Here is a 19,287-nt window from a genome sequence, read left to right on the forward strand (position 1 = left end):
GATTCCGCACGTGGTTGTGCGTTGCGTGTGCATTGACCGCCCAAGGCTTGCTTCCTAAAACCCGGGCACAAGTCCGGCCCAGCCCGGACCGCCACAAGGGAGAGTTTCGATGGCCGACGTTTTCATCTGCGACGCAGTGCGCACCCCGATCGGCCGGTTCGGCGGTTCGCTCGCGAAAGTTCGCGCCGACGATCTTGCGGCGGTTCCGATCAAGGCGCTGATGGCCAAGCATCCCGACATGGACTGGAGCGCCGTCGACGAGGTGTTCTTCGGCTGCGCCAACCAGGCCGGCGAGGACAACCGCAACGTCGCCCGCATGGCCGCGCTGCTCGCCGGCCTGCCCGACGCCGTCCCCGGCCAGACCCTCAATCGGCTGTGCGCCTCCGGCCTCGACGCAGTCGGCGCGGCGGGCCGTGCGATCCGCGGCGGCGAGATCGATCTCGCGATCGCCGGCGGTGTCGAATCGATGACCCGCGCGCCATTTGTCCAGGGCAAAGCCACCGAGGCGTTCTCGCGCTCGGCCGAAATCTTCGACACCACGATTGGCTGGCGCTTCATCAACCCGCTGATGAAGCAGCAATACGGCGTCGACTCGATGCCGGAGACCGGCGAGAACGTCGCCGAGGAGTTTCAGATCTCGCGCGCCGACCAGGACGCGTTCGCGATCCGCAGCCAGCAGCGTGCCGGCGCGGCGATCGCGGCCGGTTACTTCGCCCAGGAAATCGCGCCGGTGACGATCCCCGGCAAGGGCAAGGCTGGTCCGACCGTGGTCGACCAGGACGAGCACCCGCGCCCGGAAACGACGCTGGAAGGCCTCGCCAAGCTGAAGCCGATCGTGCGCAATCCCGGCACCGTGACGGCCGGCAACGCCTCGGGCGTCAATGACGGCGCCGCGGCGCTGCTGATCGCCTCCGAAGCCGCCGTGAAGAAATACGGCCTGACGCCGCGCGCAAAGATCCTCGGCCTCGCCTCGGCCGCCGTGCCGCCGCGCATCATGGGCATCGGCCCGGTGCCGGCGACCCGCAAGCTGATGGAGCGGCTCGGCCTCAAGATCAGCGATTTCGACCTGATCGAACTCAACGAAGCCTTCGCCAGCCAGGGCATCGCCTGCATGCGCCAGCTCGGCGTCAAGGACGACGCCGACTTCGTCAATCCGCATGGCGGCGCGATCGCGCTCGGCCATCCGCTCGGCATGAGCGGCGCCCGGCTGGCGCTGACCGCGGTGCACGGCATGGAAACCCGCGGCGGCAAGCTCGCGCTCGCCACTATGTGCGTCGGCGTCGGCCAGGGCGTCGCCATGGCGATCGAGAAGGTGAACTAACAAGGACGTCATTGCCGGGGTTGACCCGGCAATCCATCGTCTTGCAAAGCGGTATTATGGCGCAAGCGCCACCGGGGTCCGATCATGCCCCGCGGAGGTCGCGCACATTTTGTTTTTCGCGCCGCTACGGTAATGTGCCGGCGGGGGCTGAGATGCATTTCTCAATGGATACTTGGCTGGCAATCGCCGGCATCGTTATCGGTTTGTGGGCTTTAGCGATGGCCGCCCCGCCGTTATTTCAGATGATCTGGGGAAAACCGAATGTGTCGATCGAGCTCAAAAAAAGCGATTTGAGCGGCAGAGGCGTTCAAATTCGCTGCTATATATCCAATAAGCCCGTCACCAATAGATTTTTGAGAACGATCGGAGTTGTTCGACAAGCAACCGAAATATTCGGGGATTACTCGGTCTCCGAATATGGGACAGGGAAGAGCATTATTCATTTTGAACGCGCCTTGATCGGCACAGATAGAGACAATGCCAGTCTGCAAGCAACGCTTTTTCCCGCAACGATGCCGGCGCGATTTGTCCTAATCGCTCACTTAAACGAGCTCCCAGCAATTTCAATTTCGCACAACCATCCCGATCAAGGTACAATAATCCCAGCAGGAAAGTATGTTGCGCGAGTGAAAGTATTCACCGGAGATCATTCAGTTATCTCAGCGGAACGCGAATTCATCGTTGGTCCGACCCCAACCGAGACATACCTATTGTAGAGCATCGCGTGGGCAAGTTGCGCTTTGCCCACCCTACAAGAGCATCACTCCATCACGGCCGGATGGTCGTCGCTGCCGGGCTTCGACGCCATCGCCTGCAGGGCCTTCTTGGACGAGCCGATGATCAGCGCCATCGGCACCGCGCAGAGCGTCACCATCATGATCAGCTGATAGTCGAGGCTGAAGGCGATGATCGAGGCCTGCAGGGTCACGATCCCGTCCATCATCGCCTTGCCGGTGTCGGTGGCGAGGTTGATGACGCTGGCGACGTTCGGCATCTGCAGCGCATTGTTGAACGGCGTGACGTGCTCGACCAGCACGGCGTGGGCCATCGTGGTGTTCGAACTCAGCTTGGCAATGACGATCGAGATGCCGACCGAGCTGGCGACGTTGCGCAGCAGCGTCAGCATCGCGGTGCCGTCGGTGCGCAAATGGCCGGGCAAGGTGAGGAACGCCACCGTCGACAGCGGCACGAACACCAGGCCGAGGCCGAAACCCTGGGCGACGCTGACGATGATGAACTCCGGAACGCCGGTCTGATCGGTCCAGCGTGTGGTGAAATACATCGTCACGGTGAGCAGCGTCATGCCCGACATGATCAGCGTGCGCGCCTCGATGAAGCGCATGATCCGCCCGACCAGCATCATCGCCACGAAGGTGCCGGAGCCGCGGGTGGCGAGCAACAGGCCGGCGGTGAGGATCGGATAGCCGATGACGTTCTGCAGATAGGGCGACGACAGCGACATGGTCGAATACAGCACCAGCCCCATCACGCACATGAAGATCGCGCCGCCGATGAAGTTCTTGTCCTTGAAGATGGCAAACTGAATGAACGGCCGCGGCGTGGTGAAGGAGTGGGCGAAGAAGTAGTAGAAGCCGACGACCGCTACGATCGCTTCGGTGATGATCTCCTTGGATTCGAACCAGTCGAGCTGCTCGCCGCGGTCGAGCGCGAGCTGCATCGAGCCGATGCCGACGGCGAGCGCCCCGAAACCAAACCAGTCGAACTTCGCGCCTGAGTTCAGTTCGGTCTCGTCCATGAACAGCATCAGCCCGGCCACCGTGACGATGCCGAACGGCAGATTGACGAAGAACACCCAGTGCCACGAATAGGTCTCGGTCAGCCAGGCGCCGAGCGACGGGCCCATGATCGGGCCGAGCATCACGCCCATGCCCCAGATCGACATCGCCTTGGCGCGCTCGTGCAGCGCGTAGATGTCGAGCATCACGGTCTGCGACAACGGCACCAGAGCGGCGCCGAACACGCCCTGCAGCAGCCGGAACAGCACCATCTGGGTGATGTCCTGGGCGAGACCGCACATCACCGAGGCGGCGGTGAAGCCGGCCGCACAGATGATGAAGATGCGCTTGCGGCCGAACCGGCCGGCGATGAAGCCGACCGGCGCCGTCATGATGGCGGCGGCGACGATGTAGGAGGTCAGCACCCAGTTGACCTGATCCTGTGACGCCGACAGCGAGCCCTGCATATAAGGCAGCGCGACGTTGGCGATGGTCGTGTCGAGCGCCTGCATGATCGTCGCCGTCATGGCACAGATCGTCACCATGGTCCGGCGGAGACCGGGGACCGCAGCGGAAGATCCCGCGCTCGACATCGCTTACTTCGCCTCGTGCGCGTCGTCGTGGTCGGACTGCGCCGCCCGGGCGGGACCGAAGCCGAACAGGCCGGCCAGCGACCGGTGATGGTTAGTGTCGATCGAGACGTTGACGCTCATGCCGGCCTTCAGCCTGCGCACCATCGCGTCGTTGTTGTCAAACGCGATCCGCAGCGGCACACGCTGCACCACCTTGACGAAATTGCCGGTGGCGTTCTGCGGCGGCAGCACGGCGAATTGCGCGCCGGTGCCGGGCGACAGCGACGACACCGTGCCGACGAACTGATGATCCGGGAACGCGTCGACATCGAGCGTCACCTTCTGGCCAACCGCCACATAGGTGAAGTCGCTTTCCTTCGGGTTGGCGTCGACCCACGGCGCGGTGGTGTCGATCACGCTGAACACCGGCGTGCCGGCGGCGACGAAGCGGCCGAGCTGGATGTTGTCGACCTGCGTGGCGGTGCCGTTCATCGGCGCCCGCACGGTCGACAGATTGAGATTGCGCTGCGCGTCGTCGAGCGCCGCCTTGGCCTGCAGATAAGCGGGGAATTTCTCGAGCGGCAGCTCCGGATCGCCGAGCAGTTGATTCAGCGCCTGGTCGCGCGCCTGCTTGGCCAGCTCGAGCTGCGCCTTGGCGGTGACAAGCGCCGAATTGGCGTTGTCGAGATCGAGCATCGAGCCGGACAGGTTCTTCACCAGCGTCGATTTGCGTTCGACGTCGCGCTGCTTGAGGGCGATGCCGGCGTCGAGCAGATCGATCGTGTCACCGTAGATTTTATAGTTGGAGCGCAGATTGTTGTATGAGGTCCGGGCGTCGGCCAGCTTGGCCTGCGCTTGCGCCAAGGCGAGCCGGAACGGCACCGGATCGATCTGGAACAGCTCGTCGCCCTGCTTGACGCGCTGGCCTTCCTTGACGGTGACCTCGACGATCTTGCCGGCGACATCCGGCGTGATCAGCACCTTCTGGGCGCCCACATAGGCGTCGTCCGTGGTGACGTAGCGGCCGCCCGACAGATAGAACGCGATGCCGGCGATCAGCACCACGATCGGCAGCACCACCAGCAGCAGCGGCCGTCGATAGCGGCGCAGCGTGCCGCCGAGGCCGCGCTTCGGCCCCTGCCCCACCGGCGCGGCAGCGTCGTTCGACGCGCCCTTCTGCTCGGCGGGAAACTTGAGGACGGGATCAGCCATAGCGCTGTTCCTTTCGGTTCTGGTCCGTCTGACAGGATTGGTGAATCGCGGCGCGCACGTTCTCTTTGATCGTGTCGAGCTGCGTGAGCAGACGCTGCGCATCGGCCGGACTGATGCCGTCGAGCGCCGTCGCGGTGATTTCGGAGCGCAGCCCGGCGAGCTTGGCGAGCAGCGGACGGGCGGCCTTGCGCAGATACAGCCGCTTGACCCGGCGGTCGCTATCGTCGCTGCGCCGCTCCAGCCAGCCGTTGTCGCAGAGTTTGTCGATCAATCGCGTCAACGTAATCGGCTGCAGATCCATCTGCTCTGCGAGCTCGGACTGCTTCATGCCCTCGCAGCGCTCGACCTTGGCCAACACCGCCCATTGGGCACGGGTGATGCCGTGGCGTGCCGCCTGGCGGTCCGCGTAGGCACGCAGCACACGCTGCACCTCGGCCAGAGTGAACAGAAAATGCTGATCGACGGACCCTCGGGTCATCGGACGCTTCGCTCCCTAAGCTTGCGATAAAGTAAGCTAGCTTATGAATTCAGGCAGTGGGGTTGACCGCATGAGGCGTTGTGACGCGCGCATGGCTCGCAACTGGCGGAACCCTGCGGCCGCGGCTGCGAGACTTGTCGGCGCGAATTGCGTAGACTACCTCTGGGTGCAGCCGCGCCAGGGACCGCGGCCTGCTGCAGCGTTGAGGCCATCCGATGACAGCTTTGAAGCCGGCCTTTCCGGCACCGGGTCACGACCACGACCGGTGCACCGCGGAGGGCCTCGAGCACGCCGAGCGGATCTGCGCCGACCGGTCCCAGAACCTGACTCCGATCCGTCGCCACGTGCTGCGCGCGCTGCTGTCGAGCCACCGCCCGCTCGGCGCCTACGAGGTGATCGAGGAACTGGCGCGGGTGATTCCGCGCCCCGCGCCGATCACGGTGTATCGCGCGCTCGACTTCCTGATGCAGAACGGGCTGGTGCATCGCATCGAAAGCCGCAATGCGTTTCTCGCCTGCGGGCGCGAGCATGACGACGCGTCCGCGGTCGCATTCCTGATCTGCGAATCCTGCGGCTCGGTCGGCGAGATCCCGGCAGCCGCTGTGGCACAGAGCCTCAGCGAGGCCGCGCGCCAGACGGGCTTCACGCCGAAGCTCTCGGTGGTGGAGATCACCGGCGTCTGCGGCCATTGCCAATCCACCTGACGCGGTCTACCCGTTAAACGATTGGGAGGAGCGCGGCTCGCGTCGCGAGCGCGCCCGAAGCAACACGGCGAAAAGCCGGAGGCGCAATGTCATTCCTGTTCGTCGATTTGCTCGGCTCGCATCGGCTGGTCCGATGGCGCAGCCGATAGGCGGCGCGGTCGCCCGACCGCTGTCTGCGGGCGCCATTGCGCTGATGCTGGTGTGCTGCTTCAGCTGGGGCTTCAATCAGATCGCGGTGAAGCTGGTTCTGCCGGAAATCCCGCCCTTCCTGCAGGCGGCGATCCGCTCCAGCGTCGGCATGGTGGTGCTGCTGATCATCGCCTGGGCCCGCGGCGTGAAGCTGTTCCAGCGCGACGGCACGCTGAAGGCCGGGCTGTTCGCCGGCCTGCTGTTCGGACTGGAATTCGTCCTGATCTATCGCGGCCTGATGCTGACCACGGCGACGCGCGGCGTGGTCTTCCTCTACACCGCGCCGTTCATCGTGGCCCTCGGCTCGTACCACTTCCTCGGCGAGCGGCTCAGCGCGCTGCAATGGTCCGGGCTGGCGCTCAGCTTCGCCGGCGTCGCGCTGGCGATCGGGGTGCCGCAGGCCGATGTCGACGCCAGTGTGCTGCTGGGCGACCTGATGCTGGTCGGCGGCGGCGCCCTATGGGGCGCCACCACGCTGATCGTCAAGGCCAGCCGGCTGCAGAAGGCGCCCGCCGAGAAGGGGCTAGCCTACCAGATCGCGGTCTCGATCCCGCTGCTGTTCGGGGCGGCGCTGATTTCGGGCGAATCCATCGGCAAAATGCCGAGTCCCGGCGCCCTGACCCTGATGGCCTACCAGTCGATCTGGGTGGTCGGATTGACCTTTTTGCTCTGGTTCAGCCTGGTGAAGACCTATTCGGCCAGCAAATTGTCGGCTTTTTCATTCATTACCCCTTTATTCGGGGTGGTGGCGGGCTATGTCATCATGCACGACCCGCTGACCCCGGCCTTCGGCTTCGCGGCACTGCTGGTGATTGCCGGCCTGTATCTGGTCAACCGGCCGGCGAAGGCCGCCTGAGGACGCCGCCGGACGGGTTCCTGCGCCGATTGATCCATTGCTGAATGTCATCGAAACCTGATATTTGGACGCCATGAACAAGCTCGAAAATCCGCTGCTGAACGACGTCGCCGGCCCCGCGCCGCGGCACAAAACCACCCAGGTCATGGTCGGCGACATCGCCGTCGGCGGCGGCGCGCCAATCGTCGTGCAGTCGATGACCAACACCGATACGGCGGATATCGAAGGCACCATCAAGCAGGTCGCAGCGCTGGCGCGCGCCGGCTCCGAAATGGTCCGGATCACGGTCGACCGCGAAGAGGCCGCCGCGGCCGTCCCGCATATCCGCGACGGCCTGCGCAAGCTCGGCCTGACCACGCCGCTGATCGGCGACTTCCATTACATCGGCCACAAGCTGTTGGCCGAATACCCGGCCTGCGCCGAGGCGCTCGACAAGTACCGGATCAACCCGGGCAACGTGGGCTTCAAGGCCAAGCGCGACACGCAATTCGCCGACATCGTCGAGATTGCCATCAAGAACAACAAGGCGGTCCGGATCGGCGCCAATTGGGGCTCGCTCGACCAGGAGCTGCTGACCCGGCTGATGGACGAGAACGCCGCCTCGGCCAATCCGCGCGACGTCCGCGCCGTCACCCGCGAGGCGATGGTGCAGTCCGCGCTGCTGTCGGCCGCCCGCGCCGAAGAGATCGGCCTGCCCAAGACCAAGATGATCCTGTCCGCCAAGGTCTCGGCCGTGCAGGACCTGATCGCGGTGTACCAGGACCTCGCCGCCCGCTCCGACTACGCCATCCATCTCGGCCTGACCGAGGCCGGCATGGGCAGCAAGGGCATCGTCGCCTCCTCGGCTGCGCTCGGCATTCTGCTGCAGCAGGGCATCGGCGACACCATCCGGATTTCGCTGACGCCGGAGCCCGGCGGCGATCGCACCAAGGAGGTGCAGGTCGCGCAGGAACTGCTGCAGACCATGGGCTTCCGCACCTTCGTGCCGCTGGTCGCCGCCTGCCCGGGCTGCGGCCGCACCACCTCGACGACGTTCCAGGAACTGGCGCGCTCGATCCAGGACTTCATCCGCGACGAGATGCCGACCTGGCGCAGCCAGTATCCGGGCGTCGAGAACCTCAACGTCGCGGTGATGGGCTGCATCGTCAACGGCCCGGGCGAGAGCAAGCACGCCAATATCGGCATTTCGCTGCCCGGCACCGGCGAAACCCCGGCCGCGCCGGTGTTCGTCGATGGCGAGAAATTCCGCACCCTGCGGGGCGAGAATATCGCGGCCGACTTCAAGGCGCTGGTGATCGACTATATCGAGCAGCGTTATGGCGCGGCTCCGAAGCCGGGCGCTGCCCAGATGGTGCCGGCGGCGGAGTGATCGCCGGCGTCTGATGGATGTGCGGCCCGCCCGCTCGGCGGCCGCATAGCTCAGGCAGCGCCTCCGCGCCACTCCCGGTTCGCCAGGCTCGCCTCTTCCAGATCCAGATCGCGCTCGATCCGGCGCCGCGCCTCGTCGGTGATCTTGCCGTCGCGAAGCTGGGCGTGGATGAATTTGCGCTCCGCCGCGATCAGTTCGCGGACCAGCGCGCGGGCGTTGGCGGTCACCGCATAGGCGTCGTCGTCGAGCGAGGCCGGCAATTGGCGCGCGCGGATCTCGTGCCGCGCATGCAGCAGCTTCACCACCTCGGCGGACAGTTCGCGATCGCTGGTCATCGCGTGCAGCGACTTCAGCGCGGCGGCCAACGCCTCGCGCCGCGCCGCGATCTCGTTTTCATGTTCGACGACATGCTCGCTCTCGCCGACCTGCGAGATGCCGAGCGCGTTGACGACCGCCGGCAACGTCAGTCCGAGCCCGACCAGCGTGATCAGGATGACGCCGAACCCGACGAACAGGATCAGATCTCGATCCGGAAAACCTGAGCCGTCCGGCAGCGCGAACGGCAGCGCCAGAGCGGTCGCCAGCGACACCGCGCCCCGCACCCCCGTAAAGGCGACCACGAAGGTCGCCCGCCACGACGGCACGGTTTCGTGGGCACGCACCCGCCCGCTCAGCATATGCGGCAGATAGGTCGCCGGATAGACCCAGACGAACCGCGCCACGATGACGATGGCGGCAACCAGCAGCGTCGCGACCACGAGTTCGTCGAGCGGCACCCCTTTGGACCGTTCGAGGATCGCCCGCACCTCGAAGCCGGTCAGCAGAAACAGAACGCCTTCGATCAGATAGATCACCAGGTCCCAGAAGAAGATGCCCTGCAGGCGCGTCGCCGCGGAGATCATCAGAGGACCGTTCCACGAGATGTAGAGCCCGCACGCCACCGTTGCGATCACGCCGGAGCCGCCGAGATGCTCCGGGATCCAGTAGGCGATGTAGGGCGTCAGCAGCGACAGCGTCATCTCGATCTGCGGATCGCGCGCCCATCGCCGCAGCCGCAGGCTGAGCCAGCCGACCGCGACACCAAAGGCGATCTCGCCGGCCAGGATCGCCACGAAGGTGCCCGACGCCTTCGGCAGCGAAAACATCCCGGTCATGATCGCCGCCAGCGCGAACCGGTACAGGATCAGCGCGGTGGCATCGTTGGCCAGCCCCTCGCCTTCCAGCACCACGATGATCCGGCGCGGCAGCCCGAGCTTGCGGGCGATCGCCAGCGGCGCCACCACATCCGGCGGCGCCACGATGGCGCCGAGCAGAAACCCGACGCTCCAGTTCAGCCCCAGCAGATAGTGCGTCGCCAGCGCCACCGCGCAGGCCGTGAAGATCACGCAGCCGATCGCCAGCAGGCCGATCGCGCGCAGATTGGCGCGAAACTCCCGCCAGCTCATCGCCACGCTGGCCGAGTAGATCAGCGGCGGCAGCACCACCAGCAGAATGAGTTCGGGCGGCGGCTCGATCCTGGGAATGCCGGGAATGAAGGCCAGCCCGATGCCGGCGATCAGCAGCAGAATCGCCGGCGCGACGTTGAACCGGCGCGCCACCAGCGCGGTGACGGCCAGCACCGCCAGCAGCATCAGAAAGATCTGGAATTTTGCTTCCACGAGACCGCGATGTTGTTGGCGACCAGCCGTTCCGATCTGTCGCCCGGCCGCCAGACCTCGTCAAGTGATAGCAGCCGATGATCGCGTCTGCAGAGACCGTCGTCGCGGCGATCGATTCCGCCGGTTTTGATTCAACGATAATTCAGCTCTGCGGCCCTCGAATAACTCGAAATTCACTTTCGGGCGATGGGGTTACCGCTGATTATAGCTTTGGCAAGGTTCGGTGCGCTTTGTTCCCAAGCATGGGATCCGTGCACTCCATTACACATGCCGGTCAGGCGCCCACCGAGGGATCCGTGAGCGCGTTGACGTCGAAGCAGGCCGCGGGGCTGGCGCTTTCGGCATTCATGACGCTCGACGCCGCACTGGGGATGATCGCCTCGGACGGCCGGATCCTGATGACCAATCCGGCCTTCGACCGGCTGTTCGGCAAGAACTCGTCCGAGGATCTGCTCGGGCGTCTGCAGCTCTCCAGCTGGAACGAGGCGCTCGACACCAGTCCGCTGCTGTCGATCAACGACCACACCTTCCGGGTCAAGGTGACGGCGCAGCCGCAGGGCTACTTCATCAATGCCGAGGACATCACCGATCAGTTCGATCGCACGGCTCGCGAAGCGCGGCGGGCGCGCACCGACCGGCTGACCGAACTCGGCAACCGGCGCCTGCTACGCGAAGGCCTGCAGGCCCTGCTCGACGAGCCCGGCGTGCCGCAGGACCGTCACGCGCTGCTGACCATCGACCTCGACCGTTTCAAGGCGATCAACGATACGCTCGGCCGCAAGATCGGCGACGCGCTGCTCTGTCTGGTGGCGCGGCGAATCCGTTCCACGGTGTCGGATCACGACGTGGTCGCCAGATTGTACGGCGATCAGTTCGGCATCCTCCAGTCCGAGCAGGCGCAGCCGGCCTCCGCGATCGCGCTGGCGAAGCGGCTGCGCGATCTGCTGAGCCGGCCCTACATGCTGGAAGGTCAGTTGATCGAAGTCACCGCCCGCGTCGGCATCGCGCCGCTCACGCCGGACACGACCGACGTCGACCAGGTGATCAACAACGCCGACCTCGCACTCAATCGCGCCAAGCAGGACCGGGCGGCGGATTATTGCATCTTCGAGTCCGGCATGGACCAGACGATGCGGGCGCGCCGTGCGCTCGAGACCGATCTGCGCCGCGCATTGGCGCTACGCGAATTCGCGCTGGTGTATCAGCCGCAATTCGATCTGCAAAGCGGACGCGTCACCGGGCTCGAAGCGCTGCTGCGCTGGAATTCCCCGACCCGGGGGCCGGTGTCGCCGATGGAGTTCATTCCGCTCGCCGAGGAGACCGGGATCATCAGCCCGATCGGCGAATGGGTGCTGCGCACGGCCTGCCGCGATGCGGCCGGCTGGCCGGACGACATCACCGTCGCGGTCAACGTCTCGGCGGTGCAATTCGCCAATCGGGCGCTGTCCACCACCGTGCTGTCGGCGCTGGCGGACAGCGGCCTCGACCCGCGCCGGCTCGAACTCGAGATCACCGAAAGCGTGATGCTCGATGCACGTGGTACCGCGCTCGGCGTGCTGCAGCGCTTGCGCGCCACCGGCGTGCGCGTCTCGCTCGACGATTTCGGCACCGGCTACTCGTCGCTCGGCTATCTGCGCAGCTTCCCGTTCGACAAGATCAAGATCGACCAGAGCTTCGTGCGCGGCGCCTCGGAGGATCGCGGCAATCGCGCGATCGTGCGGGCCATTGCATCGCTCGGTCAGAATCTCGGCATGGCGACGGTGGCTGAAGGCGTCGAGACGACCGAGCACATGGAGCGGGTCAGCACCGCCGGCTGCACCCATGTGCAGGGTTATTTGATCAGCCGGCCGCTGCCGCCCGAACAGGTCCGGGCGTTTCTCGCCCGCGGGACGGTCGCGCTTCCACCCTCCAGCAGCGACTGCTCCAAGGTCGCCTGAATGCCGACCCGACCGTATCGCTGCATCTACTGGAGCAGAAATCGAGTCGATGGCGCAGACGAGATCGTGCGGGCGATCGACTCCATCCTGGTCTCGGCCCGCCACAACAACCGTCTGCTCGGCATCACCGGCGCGCTGGCGTTCGACCGCGGGCTGTTCGCGCAGTTTCTCGAAGGCGAGATCCGTGCCGTCGAGCTGGTGTTCGAGAAGATCCAGCGCGACGAGCGTCACGGCGACATTCAGGTGCTGGCGTTCGGACCGGCCAGCAAACGCGCGTTTCGCACCAGTCCGATGGCGTTTCTCGGCCGCACCCCGGAGGAGCATCGCCGCTTCGTCGAAGCCGGGGACGACGCCGAGGCGGGTGCCGATCGGATCGAAGCGCAGCGGTTGCTCGACATCGTGCGGACGCTCGGCGTCGAGGATCCGGACCCCAGCCGCTGACGGCTCACAGCGCGCTGGCGGCGATGTTGACCATCAGGGCGACCAGCGCGGTGTTGAACACGAACGACGCGACACCATGCGCGGTCGCGGTGCGGCGGATGGTCTTGTCGGTGATGCCGACGTCGGACACCTGCGCGGTCATGCCGATCACGAACGAGAAATACACGAAGTCCCAGTAGTCGGCGTCTTCTTCCTTGTCGCCGCCCGGAAACGCCAGCCCGCCGGCCTGATGGCCGCGATAATATTCGTGCGCGTAGTGCAACGCGAAAGTCGTATGCACGGCGGCCCAGGACAGCGCGATGGTGACGATCGCGAGCACCAGCTCGGCGCCGCCGCGATGGCCGGCGCCGAGTTCGAAAACGATCGCCGCGATGCTGGCGAACGCGCCGGTCGCCGTCACCAGCAGGATCAGGAAACGGCCGTCGTCCTGCAGCACCGCGTTGCGGCGGATGTAGTCGACGCCGCAGCGCGCCATCATGGCGAACGCCAGCGTGAGATAAACGACGATCGAGACGTCCCAGGCGATCAGCGCCTGCGTCACCGGCCGCAGCCACGCCGGAAGCAGCAGCGCCGCAACGAGGCCGACGACGATCGAAATGAACATCCGCGGCCGCGAATACACCACGCGGATCGCGCGCGGCAGTTTGCGGAAGCGCAGGAGGCGGCTGTCCTCAGGCGCTTCGTGGGTCATGCGATCAGTTCTTGCGCTCGGCGACGAAACGCGCGGCGGCGCGCAGCACGTCGCCCTTGGCGCCGAACGGCGCCAGTGCCTCGTCGGCCCGCGCGATCAGATCGCGGACGCGCTGCTTGGCGCCGTCGACACCGAGCTGGGTGACGAAGGTGGTCTTGCCGAGCGCGGCGTCGGCGCCGGCCGGCTTGCCGAGCGCGGCGGCGTCGCCTTCGACGTCGAGCAGATCGTCGGCGATCTGGAACGCCTCGCCGAGCGCGCGGCCGTAATCGTCGAGCGCGCGGTACTGATCGGCGTTGGCCTGCCCCAGAATCGCACCGGCGACGCAGCCGTAGCGGAGCAGCGCGCCCGTCTTCATCTGCTGCAGCTTTGCCACATCGACCGGCTCGCGATCGCCGAACCGGCCTTCGCCGGCGAGGTCGAGCATCTGGCCGCCGACCATGCCGCCGAGCCCGGCGCAACGGGCCAGCACGCGGTTGAGATCGAGTCGCACCTTGGCGTCCTGATGCACCTCGTCGCGGGTGATGATGTCGAACGCCAGCGTCAGCAGCGCGTCGCCGGCCAGAATTGCGGTGGCGTCGTCATAGGCCTTGTGCAGCGTCGGCCGCCCGCGGCGCAGATCGGAATTGTCCATCGCCGGCAGATCGTCGTGGATCAGCGAATAACAATGGATGCATTCGAGCGCGGCGCCGACCAGCAGCGCGCCGGTGCGGCTAGCGCCGAACACCGCGGCGCTCTCGACCGCCAGGAACGGACGCAGCCGCTTGCCGCCGCCGAGCGTGGAATAGCGGATCGCCTCCATCAGCCGGCGGGGGCGAGCGATCTCGTCCGGCAGCAGGTCGTCCGACAACAGCCGCCCGAGCAGGGCTTCGGTCTCCTCGGCGGTGGCGTCGAGCCGTTTGGCGAAATCGATCGTGGACGTGCCGGTGGCCATTCGAAAGTGCTCCAGATAAAATTCGGCGGGACCATTTCACCATGGCGCCGTCTTCGTCAATTCGGCGCAGGGCGAGGCGACGCAGCAGGGGAGCCGAGCCGATGCCGGATTCAGTGAGGATCGGCCGCCAGAGCCGCGCTCGACCGGAAGGCGGCCCCATATGAAACGGCTGATCCGCGCCGCGTTCGTGATTGTGCTGCTGCTGCTCGCGGCCCCTTATGTGCTGACGCTGATTTACAGCGCCGGACATCCGGTTTCGACCCTGATGATCTGGCGTAGCGTGACCGGCGCGCCGGTGACGCGCGACTGGATCGACATCGAGCGGATTTCGCCGGCGCTGCCACGCAGCGTGGTGGCGTCCGAAGACGCCAAATTCTGCAGCCATCACGGCATCGACTGGGATTCGGTCCGCGACGTCATCGACGACATGCAGGACGGGGAAGCCGCCCGCGGCGGCTCCACGATCACCCAGCAGGTCGCCAAGAACCTGTTCCTGTGGCCGGGCCGCAGCGTGGTGCGTAAGGCGCTCGAGTTTCCGCTCGCGCTGTGGATCGACTTCGTGCTGTCCAAGCAGCGTATCCTCGAACTTTATCTGAACATCGCCGAGTGGGGGCCGGACGGGCAGTTCGGGGCCGAAGCCGGCGCCGCCTATGCGTTTGGCGGTTCGGCGGCTCGCCTGACCGCCCAAGAGGCCGCGCTGATGGCCGCCATCCTGCCCAATCCGCGGGTCCGCAGCGCCAAAAAGCCCGGTCCGGGCGTTCGCCGCCTGGCTGCCACCTATGTGGCGCGGGCCCGGTCCGCCGAGCTGCAGGCGTGCTGGCGCGAAAATAGCGCCTCCTGAGGCGATTTAGGCCGCTCGCAGGCCTAGCATTGCGGCGGGGCTTCCGTTATAAGCCCGGCCTTAGCTTTCCGCCTGCGCGCGAGTGCCGGGCCGTCCCGCCGTGGACGACGAGATCAATCCCGTCAAGGATCAACGATATGGCCGTTCCGAGAAGAAAAACTTCGCCCTCGCGGCGTGGCATGCGCCGGTCGGCGGACGCGCTGAAGCGCCCGACCTACGCGGAAGACAAGGATTCCGGCGAACTGCGCCGCCCGCATCATCTCGACCTCAAGACCGGGATGTACAAGGGCCGCCAGGTCATCAAGAAAAAGGACGCCTGAGCCCAGCTCAGGTCGTGTTGGCGCGGCTGAGCCGCGCCGACCTTGCGGGCCCGCCGGCGGATCGCCGCGATGCGATGCTGATCGGCGGGTGCGAACTCGGAGCCGCGTTTTGCCCGAACCGGGTGCGACTCTCTGATGATCGCCGCCGACGCCCGAATCTGCTCCAACTGTTGCGTTAGAGAGTAGCCCCCGTTCACCCGGACGGGCGCCTCCTTGGTTTGTGCGCTTTCTGAACAACAGGCTTCGCCGATGTCGATTATCGGTTTCCCGCTGCTGCTGATCCCGATCGCGATCTGCAACATCGTCATTTTCCTGATGCCGGGCGTCGGCTTCGATGCCGCCCTCGCACGGGTGGCCCTGCCTTCGGGAGCCGTCTGGACCATCGGCGCCAGCGACGTGCTGGTGGCGCTCGGCGTCCTGCTGCTGATGTTCGAAGTGATCAAGGCCGGCAAACCCGGCGGCAAATACGTCACCGATCATCTGCTATCGCTGCTGGTTCTCGGCGGCACCGTGGCCGAATTCGTCATGCTGCCGCAGTTCGCCAACACCACGGTGTTTCTGCTCGCCACGCTGATGCTGGTCGACGTGCTGGCGGGCATCGCGCTGCGCCGTCGCCCGCAGCCGCGCCCCGCCCGCGAGGCTCCCGTGGCTCCGCCAGCCGAAGCCGAAGAGACGGCCCGCAAGGAGCCCAATCTGACGCCGGCAGCCCCTGCACCATCACAGCCGGCTCCGCCGGCCACAGACTCGTCGGCGTCGGCAGCCTCGACATCGGCGGCCTCGATCGCCGAAGCGGTTCTGCTCGACCGGCCGCAGCCCGTCGCCGCATCGGCCACCGCTTCGTCGCCGAGCGTCTCATCGCCGGCCCTGCAGCCGGCCGGTGAAGCGGCCGGCACCCAGCCGCAGCGCTGAACTATCAGAATTGTCTCAGGACATCCGCCGGGTTCGTCCGGCCGCATAGGCATGCGCCGACCGATAGGCCGCCGAGGCCTCATCCGGCTCGGCGCGAAACACGCCGCGGGTTTGCGGATAGCCACCCTCGATCGCCATGAGTTGCGCGACGAAATTCGCCGACGGCCGCACCGACCGGTCGGTGTAGCGCATCCGCGGCTGCGCCGGCATCACCGGCGCCGACACCGGCTCGATCAGCTCGGCCTCGACGACGTCATCCGGCTCGAAGCCGTGAACCTCATCGCTATGGTCGATCCGGATGCCTGTCATCGCCCTTCAACCTGCCCCGCTTTGGGGCATTTGCCGTGTCTGGAGAGGAGCTTCGCAAACAATATGCCGGGCCGCCTAGTATCGTTCCTAGGTCCCGGTCCAATTAGGTTTCCAGATTGTTAACGATCTCAACCTAGCCTGACCAGTAAGCTTCGCCCTATTGTGGGTGGAGAACTGATTGATTCTGTCCCGAAACGAGGCAGTTGTGCCGCCAGCCCGATCAGCCGCCGAGCAGGACGCCCGTTTGGTCGGCCCCGATCCGGCCGCGATCCTGTCGGCGCTCGGACAGGCCGCCTTCGTATGGGATCTGGCGAGCGATGCGCTGGTCTGGACCGAGCGCGCCGCGGAGCTGTTTCAGGACGTCGCGGCGGACACGCTTGCGACCGGCGCAGGCTTTGCCACGCTGCTCGAACCGTCTCGCGCAATCCGAACCGACGCCCTGCTGACCACCTCGGCGGCCGCCGGCGCCAATTGCGTGCCCTACCGGATCGAATACGGCGTCCGGGCGACGACCTCGGCGCCGATCACCTGGATCGAAGAGAGCGGCTGCTGGTATCCGGGACCGGATGGCCGCCCGACCCGCGTCGAAGGCGTCGTCCGCGTCAACAACGAGCGCCATGCCCGCGACGAGCAGCTTCTCAAGCTGTCGCAATACGATCCGCTGACCGGTGAACTCAACCGCACCCATCTGGTGGCGGCGCTTGCCGAAGCGATCGAGGAAGCCTCGCGCTTCCGCACCGGGCTCAGCTTCATGCTGATCGGCCTCGATCATCTGGCGCGGATCAACGATTCGTTCGGCTTCGACGTCGCCGACCAAGTGATCTGCACGATCGCGCAGCGGATCCGCGCGCGGCTGCGCGCCGGCGATCAGCTCGGCCGGTTCTCCGGCAACAAGTTCGGCCTGATCCTGAAAAACTGCACGGCGGACGACGCTCAGGTCGCGGCCGAGCGCTTCCTCGCCGCCGTCCGCGACGAGATCGTGCCGACGCGCTCGGGCCCGGTGTCGGTCACCGCATCGATCGGCGCCGTGGCATCGCCGCGCCATGCCCGGTCTGCCGACGAGTCAATCAATCGCGCCCAGGAGGCGCTTTCCGCCGCCAAGCATCGCCGCTGCGGCACCCTGTCGATGTGGCGGCCGAACGTCGAACGCGATGCCCAGCGCCGCGTCAATATCCGGGTCACCGACGAGATCGTCACGGCGCTCAACGAGCGGCGCATCGTGCTGGCCTACGAGCCGGTGGTCGACGCCGCGGCCCGCGCGCCGGCCTTCCACGAATGTCTCGTCCGCATGGTCCAGGACGACGGCCAGGTGCTGCTGGCACCCGACATCGTGCCGGTGGCGGAGCGGCTCGGCCTGATCCGGCTGGTGGATCATCGCGTGCTCGAACTGGTGGTGGCCGAACTCGCCGCCGCGCCGCAGACGACGCTCAGCCTCAACATCTCGCCGGACACCACGATGGATGCCGACTGGTGGGCGGGGATCGAGTCGCTGATGCTGGCGCATCCGGGCGTCGCCGAACGGCTGATCGTCGAGATCACCGAAACCGTCGCCATCCAGGATCTCAACGAAGTACGCGGCTTCGTCACCCGGCTGAAAAAATTCGGCGCCAAGATCGCGATCGACGATTTCGGAGCCGGCTACACCTCGTTCCGCAATCTGCGCAATCTCGGCGTCGATATCGTCAAGATCGACGGCGCCTTCGTGCAGAACATCGCCCGCTCCGCGGACGACCGCGCGTTCGTGCAGACGCTGATCGATCTGGCGCGGCGGCTCGGGATCAAGACCGTGGCCGAATGGGTGCAGGACGACGAGTCGGCGCTGCTGCTGCGCGACTGGGGCTGTGATTACATTCAGGGCCGGCTGATCGGTCTCGCCTCGCAGCACCGTCCATGGACCAGGCCGGCCGCTGCAGACATGGCCGCGATCGGCGTTCGCGCAGCGCAGTAAGCGAGCTTTCGCGAGGTGACCGCAAGCAGCGCAACCTCGGGCGAGTGATCACTGAGGAAGTGATCACTCGCATTGTGGCGACAGTTCTGTAACGACATCGCCTGCGGCGACGCGAACTACGCTTCGTCCTTCTTTGGATGATCCAGCGACATCCGGTCGAGGCGATCCTGCATGTCCTTCATCTGTCGGCGAAGGTCGTCGATATTGTCAGCCTCCCGCGCGGGCTCGACGGGTCCGGCCTCGCCCTCGATGTCCTGGCTCGGCTTGCGCGGCACGAACATCGAGAACGTCTGCTGAAACAGCTCCATGTTACGGCGGACGGTTTCCTCGAGCGGCGCGAACGGCGTCATGCTCAAGGTCGATGTCATCTGCTTGCGGAATTTCTCCTGCTCGCGCGTCAGCGAGTCGATCGACTGCTCGAGATATTTCGGCACCACCATCTGCATGCTGTCGCCGTAGAATCGGATCAGCTGGCGCAGAAAGGTGGTCGGCAGCAGGTTCTGGCCCGCTTTGTTCTCTTGCTCGAAGATGATCTGGGCAAGCACCGAGCGGGTGATGTCGTCGCCGGTCTTGGCGTCGTAGACGAGGAAGTCCTCGCCGTCTTTCACCATCGAGGCGAGATCTTCGAGGGTCACGTAGGTACTGGTGCCGGTGTTGTAGAGCCGCCGGTTCGCGTATTTTTTGATTGTCGTTGGTTGGTCTGATTTCGCCATGGCACCCACACGCATGGAGGAAAGGAACCCGCCGCTCCCTGACGACGGGGCAGAGACGCAATGCAATAAAGTAAGCACTTCCGTTGCGGTTCGGCTACCGTTTTGTGCGCCAGGGGTTAATCGGCGGGCATTGTCTGCCTTGAACCGTGCCG

At 65.8% G+C, this 19,287-nt stretch carries 19 protein-coding genes; 11 read left to right on the forward strand and 8 right to left on the reverse strand.

Going from position 1 to position 19,287, the window contains the following annotated elements:
- Window positions 1–109: 109 nt before the first annotated feature.
- Together pcaF and ACFFJ6_RS07885 are read left to right on the forward strand one after the other, a co-directional pair.
- Window positions 110–1,321 carry a 3-oxoadipyl-CoA thiolase gene (gene pcaF / locus ACFFJ6_RS07880; protein WP_378386203.1) on the forward strand — a complete coding sequence of 404 codons (1,212 nt, stop codon included), beginning with the start codon at window positions 110–112 and terminating at the stop codon, window positions 1,319–1,321.
- A gap of 164 nt (window positions 1,322–1,485) precedes the next feature.
- Complete coding sequence (locus ACFFJ6_RS07885; RefSeq protein ID WP_378386205.1) at window positions 1,486–2,037, forward strand: hypothetical protein; 552 nt, start codon at window positions 1,486–1,488, stop codon at window positions 2,035–2,037.
- A 44-nt stretch (window positions 2,038–2,081) separates the two neighbouring features.
- Here the strand turns inward: ACFFJ6_RS07885 and ACFFJ6_RS07890 are convergent, their stop codons facing one another.
- From ACFFJ6_RS07890 to ACFFJ6_RS07900, 3 genes are read right to left on the reverse strand one after another with little or no spacing between them, the layout of a single operon-like run.
- A complete protein-coding gene (locus ACFFJ6_RS07890; protein ID WP_378386207.1) occupies window positions 2,082–3,650 on the reverse strand; it encodes an MDR family MFS transporter in 1,569 nt (522 codons plus the stop codon).
- Between the two features lie 3 nt (window positions 3,651–3,653).
- Complete coding sequence (locus tag ACFFJ6_RS07895; protein ID WP_378386209.1) at window positions 3,654–4,841, reverse strand: HlyD family secretion protein; 1,188 nt, start codon at window positions 4,839–4,841, stop codon at window positions 3,654–3,656.
- Window positions 4,834–5,319 carry a MarR family winged helix-turn-helix transcriptional regulator gene (locus tag ACFFJ6_RS07900; protein WP_378386211.1) on the reverse strand — a complete coding sequence of 162 codons (486 nt, stop codon included), beginning with the start codon at window positions 5,317–5,319 and terminating at the stop codon, window positions 4,834–4,836. The genes ACFFJ6_RS07895 and ACFFJ6_RS07900 overlap by 8 nt, the downstream gene beginning before the upstream one ends.
- Window positions 5,320–5,534: 215 nt before the next feature.
- Between ACFFJ6_RS07900 and ACFFJ6_RS07905 the strand changes: the two genes are divergently transcribed.
- From ACFFJ6_RS07905 to ispG, 3 genes are all read left to right on the forward strand, one after another.
- Complete coding sequence (locus ACFFJ6_RS07905; protein WP_378386213.1) at window positions 5,535–6,023, forward strand: Fur family transcriptional regulator; 489 nt, start codon at window positions 5,535–5,537, stop codon at window positions 6,021–6,023.
- A gap of 133 nt (window positions 6,024–6,156) precedes the next feature.
- Window positions 6,157–7,068: a DMT family transporter gene (locus ACFFJ6_RS07910; RefSeq protein WP_378386216.1), complete on the forward strand. Its 912-nt coding sequence runs from the start codon at window positions 6,157–6,159 to the stop codon at window positions 7,066–7,068.
- Window positions 7,069–7,141: 73 nt separating this feature from the next.
- Entirely contained in the window at window positions 7,142–8,437 is a 1,296-nt protein-coding gene (ispG, locus tag ACFFJ6_RS07915; RefSeq protein ID WP_378386218.1) for a flavodoxin-dependent (E)-4-hydroxy-3-methylbut-2-enyl-diphosphate synthase, read from the forward strand.
- Window positions 8,438–8,487: 50 nt separating this feature from the next.
- Here the strand turns inward: ispG and ACFFJ6_RS07920 are convergent, their stop codons facing one another.
- A complete protein-coding gene (locus ACFFJ6_RS07920) occupies window positions 8,488–10,095 on the reverse strand; it encodes a Na+/H+ antiporter (RefSeq protein ID WP_378386221.1) in 1,608 nt (535 codons plus the stop codon).
- Window positions 10,096–10,391: 296 nt separating this feature from the next.
- Here ACFFJ6_RS07920 and ACFFJ6_RS07925 point away from each other — a divergent pair, with 296 nt between their 5' ends.
- Window positions 10,392–12,032 (forward strand): sensor domain-containing protein, encoded by a 1,641-nt coding sequence (locus tag ACFFJ6_RS07925; protein ID WP_378386223.1) that lies wholly within the window; start codon window positions 10,392–10,394, stop codon window positions 12,030–12,032.
- Entirely contained in the window at window positions 12,033–12,473 is a 441-nt protein-coding gene (locus tag ACFFJ6_RS07930; RefSeq protein WP_378386225.1) for a BLUF domain-containing protein, read from the forward strand.
- Between the two features lie 4 nt (window positions 12,474–12,477).
- Here the strand turns inward: ACFFJ6_RS07930 and ACFFJ6_RS07935 are convergent, their stop codons facing one another.
- Together ACFFJ6_RS07935 and ACFFJ6_RS07940 are read right to left on the reverse strand one after the other, a co-directional pair.
- The gene (locus ACFFJ6_RS07935) at window positions 12,478–13,164 is read right to left on the reverse strand and encodes a DUF1345 domain-containing protein (RefSeq protein WP_378386228.1); all 687 of its coding nucleotides are present in this window, start codon (window positions 13,162–13,164) and stop codon (window positions 12,478–12,480) included.
- A gap of 4 nt (window positions 13,165–13,168) precedes the next feature.
- Window positions 13,169–14,095 (reverse strand): polyprenyl synthetase family protein, encoded by a 927-nt coding sequence (locus ACFFJ6_RS07940; RefSeq protein WP_378386231.1) that lies wholly within the window; start codon window positions 14,093–14,095, stop codon window positions 13,169–13,171.
- 160 nt (window positions 14,096–14,255) lie between these two features.
- Between ACFFJ6_RS07940 and mtgA the strand changes: the two genes are divergently transcribed.
- From mtgA to ACFFJ6_RS07955, 3 genes are all read left to right on the forward strand, one after another.
- Complete coding sequence (gene mtgA / locus ACFFJ6_RS07945) at window positions 14,256–14,936, forward strand: monofunctional biosynthetic peptidoglycan transglycosylase (RefSeq protein ID WP_378386234.1); 681 nt, start codon at window positions 14,256–14,258, stop codon at window positions 14,934–14,936.
- A gap of 137 nt (window positions 14,937–15,073) precedes the next feature.
- Window positions 15,074–15,256: a 50S ribosomal protein L32 gene (gene rpmF / locus ACFFJ6_RS07950; protein ID WP_011439415.1), complete on the forward strand. Its 183-nt coding sequence runs from the start codon at window positions 15,074–15,076 to the stop codon at window positions 15,254–15,256.
- Between the two features lie 249 nt (window positions 15,257–15,505).
- A complete protein-coding gene (locus ACFFJ6_RS07955; RefSeq protein ID WP_378386238.1) occupies window positions 15,506–16,165 on the forward strand; it encodes a hypothetical protein in 660 nt (219 codons plus the stop codon).
- A 15-nt stretch (window positions 16,166–16,180) separates the two neighbouring features.
- Here the strand turns inward: ACFFJ6_RS07955 and ACFFJ6_RS07960 are convergent, their stop codons facing one another.
- Entirely contained in the window at window positions 16,181–16,474 is a 294-nt protein-coding gene (locus ACFFJ6_RS07960; protein WP_378386240.1) for a hypothetical protein, read from the reverse strand.
- A gap of 244 nt (window positions 16,475–16,718) precedes the next feature.
- On the opposite strand from ACFFJ6_RS07960, the gene ACFFJ6_RS07965 reads away from it, so the two are divergent.
- Window positions 16,719–18,422, forward strand: a complete 1,704-nt coding sequence (locus tag ACFFJ6_RS07965) for an EAL domain-containing protein (protein WP_378387032.1) — start codon at window positions 16,719–16,721, stop codon at window positions 18,420–18,422.
- A 116-nt stretch (window positions 18,423–18,538) separates the two neighbouring features.
- Here ACFFJ6_RS07965 and phaR read toward each other — a convergent pair whose 3' ends face one another.
- Window positions 18,539–19,135 carry a polyhydroxyalkanoate synthesis repressor PhaR gene (gene phaR, locus ACFFJ6_RS07970; protein WP_378386242.1) on the reverse strand — a complete coding sequence of 199 codons (597 nt, stop codon included), beginning with the start codon at window positions 19,133–19,135 and terminating at the stop codon, window positions 18,539–18,541.
- Window positions 19,136–19,287: the final 152 nt, after the last annotated feature.

The sequence above is a fragment of the Rhodopseudomonas telluris genome (assembly GCF_042432815.1).
Lineage (GTDB): Bacteria > Pseudomonadota > Alphaproteobacteria > Rhizobiales > Xanthobacteraceae > Rhodopseudomonas > Rhodopseudomonas telluris.

Bases quoted from the DNA above. Each gene is read 5' to 3' on its own strand.
- pcaF (WP_378386203.1), top strand. From the start codon at position 110: ATGGCCGACGTTTTCATCTGCGACGCAGTGCGCACCCCGATCGGCCGG.
- ACFFJ6_RS07885 (WP_378386205.1), top strand. From the start codon at position 1,486: ATGGATACTTGGCTGGCAATCGCCGGCATCGTTATCGGTTTGTGGGCT.
- ACFFJ6_RS07890 (WP_378386207.1), bottom strand. From the start codon at position 3,650: ATGTCGAGCGCGGGATCTTCCGCTGCGGTCCCCGGTCTCCGCCGGACC.
- ACFFJ6_RS07895 (WP_378386209.1), bottom strand. From the start codon at position 4,841: ATGGCTGATCCCGTCCTCAAGTTTCCCGCCGAGCAGAAGGGCGCGTCG.
- ACFFJ6_RS07900 (WP_378386211.1), bottom strand. From the start codon at position 5,319: ATGACCCGAGGGTCCGTCGATCAGCATTTTCTGTTCACTCTGGCCGAG.
- ACFFJ6_RS07905 (WP_378386213.1), top strand. From the start codon at position 5,535: ATGACAGCTTTGAAGCCGGCCTTTCCGGCACCGGGTCACGACCACGAC.
- ACFFJ6_RS07910 (WP_378386216.1), top strand. From the start codon at position 6,157: ATGGCGCAGCCGATAGGCGGCGCGGTCGCCCGACCGCTGTCTGCGGGC.
- ispG (WP_378386218.1), top strand. From the start codon at position 7,142: ATGAACAAGCTCGAAAATCCGCTGCTGAACGACGTCGCCGGCCCCGCG.
- ACFFJ6_RS07930 (WP_378386225.1), top strand. From the start codon at position 12,033: ATGCCGACCCGACCGTATCGCTGCATCTACTGGAGCAGAAATCGAGTC.
- ACFFJ6_RS07935 (WP_378386228.1), bottom strand. From the start codon at position 13,164: ATGACCCACGAAGCGCCTGAGGACAGCCGCCTCCTGCGCTTCCGCAAA.
- ACFFJ6_RS07940 (WP_378386231.1), bottom strand. From the start codon at position 14,095: ATGGCCACCGGCACGTCCACGATCGATTTCGCCAAACGGCTCGACGCC.
- mtgA (WP_378386234.1), top strand. From the start codon at position 14,256: ATGAAACGGCTGATCCGCGCCGCGTTCGTGATTGTGCTGCTGCTGCTC.
- rpmF (WP_011439415.1), top strand. From the start codon at position 15,074: ATGGCCGTTCCGAGAAGAAAAACTTCGCCCTCGCGGCGTGGCATGCGC.
- ACFFJ6_RS07955 (WP_378386238.1), top strand. From the start codon at position 15,506: ATGTCGATTATCGGTTTCCCGCTGCTGCTGATCCCGATCGCGATCTGC.
- ACFFJ6_RS07960 (WP_378386240.1), bottom strand. From the start codon at position 16,474: ATGACAGGCATCCGGATCGACCATAGCGATGAGGTTCACGGCTTCGAG.
- phaR (WP_378386242.1), bottom strand. From the start codon at position 19,135: ATGGCGAAATCAGACCAACCAACGACAATCAAAAAATACGCGAACCGG.